The organism is Paludibacter sp. 221 (assembly GCF_010501035.1).
Taxonomy (GTDB): Bacteria; Bacteroidota; Bacteroidia; order Bacteroidales; family Paludibacteraceae; genus QVMH01.
Window position 1 is genome coordinate 1 of record NZ_QVMH01000072.1, and the last position, 6,590, is coordinate 6,590.

4 protein-coding genes and 1 pseudogene are annotated in these 6,590 nt (G+C 42.9%); 4 read left to right on the plus strand and 1 reads right to left on the minus strand.

Annotated features, from left to right (window positions below):
- Positions 1 to 983 (plus strand): annotated as a pseudogene (locus D0T49_RS12400) (FISUMP domain-containing protein); the annotation flags it as partial.
- Between the two features lie 133 nt (positions 984 to 1,116).
- On the opposite strand, the gene nth reads toward D0T49_RS12400, so the two are convergent.
- Positions 1,117 to 1,764, minus strand: a complete 648-nt coding sequence (nth, locus tag D0T49_RS12405) for an endonuclease III (RefSeq protein WP_163632108.1) — start codon at positions 1,762 to 1,764, stop codon at positions 1,117 to 1,119.
- Between the two features lie 351 nt (positions 1,765 to 2,115).
- On the opposite strand from nth, the gene D0T49_RS12410 reads away from it, so the two are divergent.
- The 3 genes from D0T49_RS12410 to trxB all read left to right on the plus strand — a co-directional run bounded on the left by D0T49_RS12410 (position 2,116) and on the right by trxB (position 6,349).
- On the plus strand, positions 2,116 to 4,581 hold the full coding sequence (locus D0T49_RS12410) for a DNA translocase FtsK (RefSeq protein WP_163632111.1): 2,466 nt from the start codon (positions 2,116 to 2,118) through the stop codon (positions 4,579 to 4,581).
- Positions 4,582 to 4,624: 43 nt separating this feature from the next.
- The gene (locus tag D0T49_RS12415; RefSeq protein ID WP_163632114.1) at positions 4,625 to 5,263 is read left to right on the plus strand and encodes an outer membrane lipoprotein carrier protein LolA; all 639 of its coding nucleotides are present in this window, start codon (positions 4,625 to 4,627) and stop codon (positions 5,261 to 5,263) included.
- Positions 5,264 to 5,377: 114 nt separating this feature from the next.
- Complete coding sequence (gene trxB, locus D0T49_RS12420) at positions 5,378 to 6,349, plus strand: thioredoxin-disulfide reductase (RefSeq protein WP_163632117.1); 972 nt, start codon at positions 5,378 to 5,380, stop codon at positions 6,347 to 6,349.
- Positions 6,350 to 6,590 lie beyond the last annotated feature (241 nt).

Genomic DNA, 6,590 nt, shown 5'->3' on the forward strand with positions numbered 1-6,590 from the left:
AAACTAAAAATGCAACCGCCCTTACAGGTATTGGTGGCGAATCGGCTACTATCAGTGTAGCAGCTACAGGTATCGGTACGCTTACTTACCAATGGTACGAACTAACAGCTAATACCAATGCAGCTCCTGCTCCTATAACCGGTGAAACAACCGCAGCTTTCGCTCCCGACTTAAGTAAGCTGGGCATGCGTCGTTACTATTGCCAAGTTACCGATGCTAATGGCAATAGTATAAACAGTGATATAGCTGAAGTAGCAGTAGGCTGTGGTGCTAAGACCGTAGCGGGAGGATGGAGCATATTTATGTGCTATAATCTGGGTGCAACCGACCAAAGTATTGCCCTTCAGAAAGCATATACGGCTAGTGGTAATACGGATGCTGTTGTTTACGGAGATTTATACCAATGGGGACGTACTCGCGACGGTCACGAAAAACGTACCAGCGGTACTTCTACTACTCTTGCTACAGGTGTAACAAGTGGTGGTACAACTACTAACGGTGTTACTACGGGTGGTCTTAATACCTTTATTCTTGCTCCTTCTTATCCTTACAATTGGACATCTGCTCCTACAGCTGATATGAACTGGCGTAACCAAAAGAATGCTACTTATGATCCATGCCCCGCTGGTTTTCGTATCCCTGCTCAGGGTGAATGGAGTGATATCTTCCGTGGAGGCTCGGCACCCGGAGCTAAAGCTACCGCCGTGGCTAATACTTGGGTATGGCACGGTGCTGCTAATGGTACTGCCGGTTACGAGATTAAGCCTGATGGTGAGACTACTACGCTCTTTTTGCCCGCTGCTGGTAGTCGCAGCCATAGTGATGGTGAACTCTCCTCCGTAGGTTCTGCTGGTCTCTATTGGAGCGGTAGCCTTAGCAGCGTGTACTCGCTTCTTCTATACATCAATGGCGGTGACGTGTACCCTGCATCTCCGCACAACCGTGGGAACGGCCGAAGCGTACGGTGTATTGCCGAATTGTAAGTACACCAAAAAGGTACTGCCCCCATAAAACACCACAGGCTGGCAATATCCTGCCGGCCTGTGGTTGTTTTTATTCTCACAATCTGCCGAAAAGCGAAAATTGTAAAGGTTGGTTTATTAATTCTACCTCCCTTTAACTCTTCTTAATTTCTTTCTGATAGTACCTGCACCATTCTGTCAGTCCGCATTGCTCGCATTTGGGGCGTCGGGCAACGCAAATGTACCTGCCGTGCAGTATGAGCCAGTGGTGTGCTTTGGCTATAAGTTCTTCGGGTATGTATTTTACAAGCTCCTTTTCTGTCTGGAGCGGACTTTTGGAGTTGGTAGTTAGTCCGAGCCGCTCCGAAACACGGAAAACATGCGTGTCTACTGCCATTGCAGGCTTGTTGTATACAACCGAGGCTATTACATTAGCCGTTTTTCTTCCTACGCCGGGTAGGGTTTGCAGTTTGTCTATATCATCAGGCACTTCGCCGTTAAAATCTTCCAGCAGTTTCTTGGCCATCCCTACCAAGTGTTTCGACTTGTTGTTAGGGTATGATGCGCTTTTGATATATTCGTATATCACTTCGGGCGACGATGCCGCCATTGCTTCGGCCGTAGGGTAATCGTGCAGTAGCTTTGGCGTAATCATATTCACTCTTTTATCGGTGCATTGTGCCGAAAGAATAACCGCTACGAGCAGCTCAAAAGGGTTGGTGTATTGGAGTTCTGTTTCGGCAACGGGTACGTTCTCGATAAACCAGTTCAGAATATATGAAAACCGTTCTTTTTTAGTCATAGTGTTTGTGTGAATTAAGCCTTTGGAAGTATTCCCTCCCTGCTTTAAAGTTAATCACAAATATAGTGAAAGCCAAATGCAAAGCCAAACTTGTTTTGAGGCTTTGCTGAGGCGCATCCTATATTCTGCAAATATAGTGAAAGGTGAGAGCAATCGGAGAATACTTGTTTTCGCAGAATTGCCGAACCGCATCCTATATTCTACAAATATATACTAAAAAATGCTACCCGAACGCCTCTTTTTTATTATTTTTGCAATAATTTCCACAATTGGCGTTTGTCTGATATTGAATACTGAATGCTGATTTTTATTTTACGTATTAGTTTGTAAATCAATCTGTAAACAAATTGCATGGCACCTAAAAAACCAATAAAAAAGAGTAAACCTGAGCCTAAAAAAACTTATCAGGAACGGACGGCTGCTCCAAAAGATAAAACTTCGGGTAGTGTGTCGGACATCGTTCCGAGGGTAAAGGGATTTTTTACCGACGAGCGTACCATGTTTATTCTGGGCTTGTTCCTTTTTCTGATAGTGCTGTATGTATCACTGTCATTCCTTTCTTACTTTTTTACAGGTGCGGCCGACCAAAGTAAACTTGATGTGCCTTGGAGTGAGTTGAAGGGGATGCGTACGCAGATACATAACTGGGCTTCGGTGGCAGGAGCTTACATTTCGGAGATGTTTATTAACCGTTGGTTTGGGCTTCCTTCGTTTGCCATGTTGTGGTTCTTTGTAGTATTGGCGTTCAGGTTGATGAATGTCCGTATCTCTCCCGTACTTAAAACGTTTTTTCATTGTTTTTTTTGGTTGATATGGGGGTCGGTATTTTTAGGTTTTGCAGTTTCACCGCTTGTAAAGAACGTTTTGTTCTTCGCGCCGGGTGGACAGCATGGCGATGTTATTAGCCAATGGCTCATTTCGTATATTGGTAAGCCGGGTACATTGATGCTTCTGATAGGATTACTTGTGCTGTATCTGGTGATTGGTTTTAAATCGGCGTTGCCGTTTATCAAGAGTCTTTTCAAACGTAAGCCAAAGCAAACTGATGATACTGAACGTGATGACCTGCCGGGTGGCGAAGAGCCTTCGGTGGCGGTTGGTACTGAGATAGTTCCGGAAGAGTGGGTTGTGAATTCATCAGTAGAAGATGATTTTGAGGTGAATAAAGGCAATGAAAATGATGATATAGAACTGGAAATAGAAGACGATAGTGATGAGGATGAGGATGAGGATGAAAACGATGAGGATATGGAGCTTACTATTGTGGATAATCCATCGGAAGAATTGTCGGAAGACGAAAAGCATTTCGAACGGTACGACCCTAAGCTGGAACTCTCAAAGTATGCTTATCCCACACTTGATTTGCTGAAAGTGTATGATAATGAAAATAATACCCAGATTGATATGGTGGAGCAAAATGCGAATAAAAACCGTATTATTACCACCTTGCAAAATTATGGTATCGAGATAGAATCGATAAAGGCGACCGTAGGGCCTACTATTACTTTGTATGAGATAGTACCAAAGGCGGGTATCCGTATCTCTAAAATACGTAATCTGGAGTATGATATTATGCTGAGCCTTGCAGCTACCGGCATCCGTATTATAGCTCCTATCCCTGGTAAGGGTACTATTGGTATCGAAGTGCCGAACAGCGACCCGCAAGTGGTGTCGATGCATTCGGTTATTGCCTCGAAAAAATTTCAGGAATCCAAATTTGAACTGCCGATAGTTTTCGGGCGTACTATTACCAACGAGAATTTTATGGTCGACCTTACTAAAATGCCTCACTTGCTTGTGGCAGGAGCTACAGGTCAAGGAAAATCGGTAGGGCTGAATGCTATTATAACTTCGTTGTTGTACAAAAAGCATCCATCCGAACTGAAACTTGTGCTGGTTGACCCTAAAAAGGTGGAGTTTAATATCTATGGTGATATTGAAAAGTATTTCCTTGCCAAACTTCCTGACGAAGACGAGGCAATTATTACAGATACAAGTAAAGTGGTGCAAACGCTCAACTCTTTGTGTAAAGAGATGGATGACAGGTACGATTTGCTCAAAAAGGCTCACGTACGTAACATAAAGGAGTATAATGAGAAATTCTCTATTCGCCAGTTGAATCCTGAGAACGGTCATAAATACTTGCCTTATATAGTGGTGATAGTGGATGAGTTTGGCGACCTGATAATGACGGCGGGTAAAGAGGTGGAGATGCCTATTGCCCGTATAGCGCAGTTGGCGCGTGCTGTAGGTATTCACATGATTATTGCTACACAGCGTCCTTCGGTAAACATCATTACAGGAGTAATAAAAGCTAACTTCCCTGCCCGTGTAGCTTTCCGTGTGTCTTCGATGATTGACTCACGTACGATATTGGATGCTCCGGGAGCTAACCAGTTGGTGGGTAGGGGCGATATGCTTTTCTCGCAAGGAAGCGATCTTACTCGCGTTCAATGTGCGTTTGTAGATACGCCGGAGGTGGAAGAAATAGTTCATTTCATTAAAGGACAACAGCTTTATCCTGACGGATTTTATTTGCCGGAAGTGGCGATAGAAAACGACTTCGATTCCGGTTCGGTAGATATGAGTAAGCGCGACCCGCTTTTCGAAGAGGCGGCACGGCTTATTGTTTCTTCACAACAGGGCTCTACATCCTCCATTCAGCGCAAGTTTTCGATAGGTTACAACCGTGCAGGGCGTATTGTTGACCAATTGGAAGCTGCGGGAATTATTGGGCCTAATGAAGGCAGCAAAGCTCGCCAAGTGCTGATTATGGATGAGTATAGTCTGGAAAAGATATTGAGCAGCTTGCAATGATGCGGCATGTTATTTGCTTGATACAAAATAAAAGAGTATGAAAATGAAATTAAAATACGGTTGCCTGTTTTTGTTATTGTGCTTATTTCAAGTGGGTTTTGCCCAAAATGATAAGCAGGCGGCAGGTTTAGTAGCCGATTTTATAAAGTCGGTAGAAGAGGGTGCATTGAGCACTGAATTTGTTTTGACTGTTTTTGGTGATAATGATATGCCGGTGCAAAGCCAGAGTGGGCTTTTTGTGATGAAAAAAGGTAAGTTTAGCATGGAAACCCAAGAATTTACAGTCTATTTTGATGGTAAAACACAATGGATGTATTCGCCCTCGGTGAATGAGGTTTCCATAACAGAGCCAACTGAAGAAGAATTAGCCGAAATTAATCCGATTATTATATTGAGGGATTATCAGAATAAATCAAAAATTGGCTTTTCGGCTGCTGAAAAATCGGCGGAGAATTATGTTATCGAAATGACTCCGGTAGAGACAAGTTCTGACTACAACAACATTGTTGTGTGGCTGAGTAAGTCGAGTAAAACTCCGTTGTCTATAAAGATGGTTTATAAAAACGGATATGAGATACTTATTGTATTTGACAATTTCCAAAAAGGTATAAAAATACCTGAAAACTTCTTTGTTTTCGATAAGAAAAACTATGAAGGTGTGATTGAGAATGACTTAAGGTAATTATTATTTAGAGCAAAGAACCAAGAGTCAGGATTAATCTATGCGTTCCTGTGTGCAGGCTTGAACCTATGTGTGAAAAATAATTAGTGTTTAAAATAAATGTAAATAAGAAATATGGCAGAAAAAATAAAATGTTTGATAATAGGCTCAGGGCCTGCGGGCTACACTGCTGCAATTTATGCAGGGCGTGCTAACCTGTCTCCGGTATTATATGCGGGTATGCAACCCGGTGGGCAACTGACTACTACTACCGATATCGAAAATTTTCCCGGGTATCCGAATGGAATAAGCGGGTTTGAAATGATGGAAGAATTCCGTAAGCAAGCTGAAAAATTTGGTGCCGAAATACGGATGGGCAATGTGACGGAGACGGATTTATCTAATTCTCCTTATCGGATTACGATTGATGGAAAAGAAACCGTTGAGGCCGAAACTTTGATTATTGCCACAGGAGCTACGGCAAAATATCTGGGATTGGCTGATGAAAGGAAATATGCCGGAGCGGGCGTGTCGGCATGTGCCACTTGTGATGGCTTTTTTTACAGAAAAAAAACAGTTGCGGTTGTAGGCGGAGGCGATACGGCTTGCGAAGAGGCTATCTATTTGTCGAACGTAGCTGAGAAAGTTTATTTAATCGTCCGTAAGCCTGAGTTGCGTGCGTCTAAGATTATGCAAATCAGGGTTAAGACAATACCCAATATAGAAATTCTGTTTGAGCAAGAAGTGGTTGGTCTTTCGGGCGAAAAGTTTGTAGAAGGAGCGACTATCCTTAAACGGAGGGGACAGGAAGATGAATCTACGTACGAATTGCCTATTGACGGTCTGTTTCTTGCTATAGGGCATCACCCTAATACCGAAGTGTTTAAGCAATGGTTGGATACTGACGAAACCGGCTATATTATAACTCAGCCGGGCACTCCTATAACTAAGGTTGCCGGAGTATTTGCGGCAGGCGACGTTGCCGACCCCGATTACCGCCAGGCAATTACGGCCGCTGCAAGTGGATGCAAAGCTGCTATTGAAGCCGAAAGATATTTGTCTACAATGGAGGTCTGTGAGATTATAGCCGAAAGAAAATCAAAATAGAGAATGTAATCTGTTTTGAAAATAACTCATGCGGATATTTATAACTTAAGCGGAGCTATTCACTAAGTTGTTTTTACAAGTAGCTTGTTGGATAACATAGCAAGCTCGATATTTATTTACATAGGGCTATTCACAAATCAAACAATTAATCCCAACTAATTCATTGCGAATTAGTTGGGATTTTCGTATCTTTAGAAAAAACTCCGATAAAAAGGTTTCGTGGCCAAAATCGGGGTAAATC

What these genes read in the sequence shown, in the direction of transcription:
- nth (WP_163632108.1), bottom strand. Translation starts at nt 1,764, where the DNA reads ATGACTAAAAAAGAACGGTTTTCATATATTCTGAACTGGTTTATCGAG.
- D0T49_RS12410 (WP_163632111.1), top strand. Translation starts at nt 2,116, where the DNA reads ATGGCACCTAAAAAACCAATAAAAAAGAGTAAACCTGAGCCTAAAAAA.
- D0T49_RS12415 (WP_163632114.1), top strand. Translation starts at nt 4,625, where the DNA reads ATGAAATTAAAATACGGTTGCCTGTTTTTGTTATTGTGCTTATTTCAA.
- trxB (WP_163632117.1), top strand. Translation starts at nt 5,378, where the DNA reads ATGGCAGAAAAAATAAAATGTTTGATAATAGGCTCAGGGCCTGCGGGC.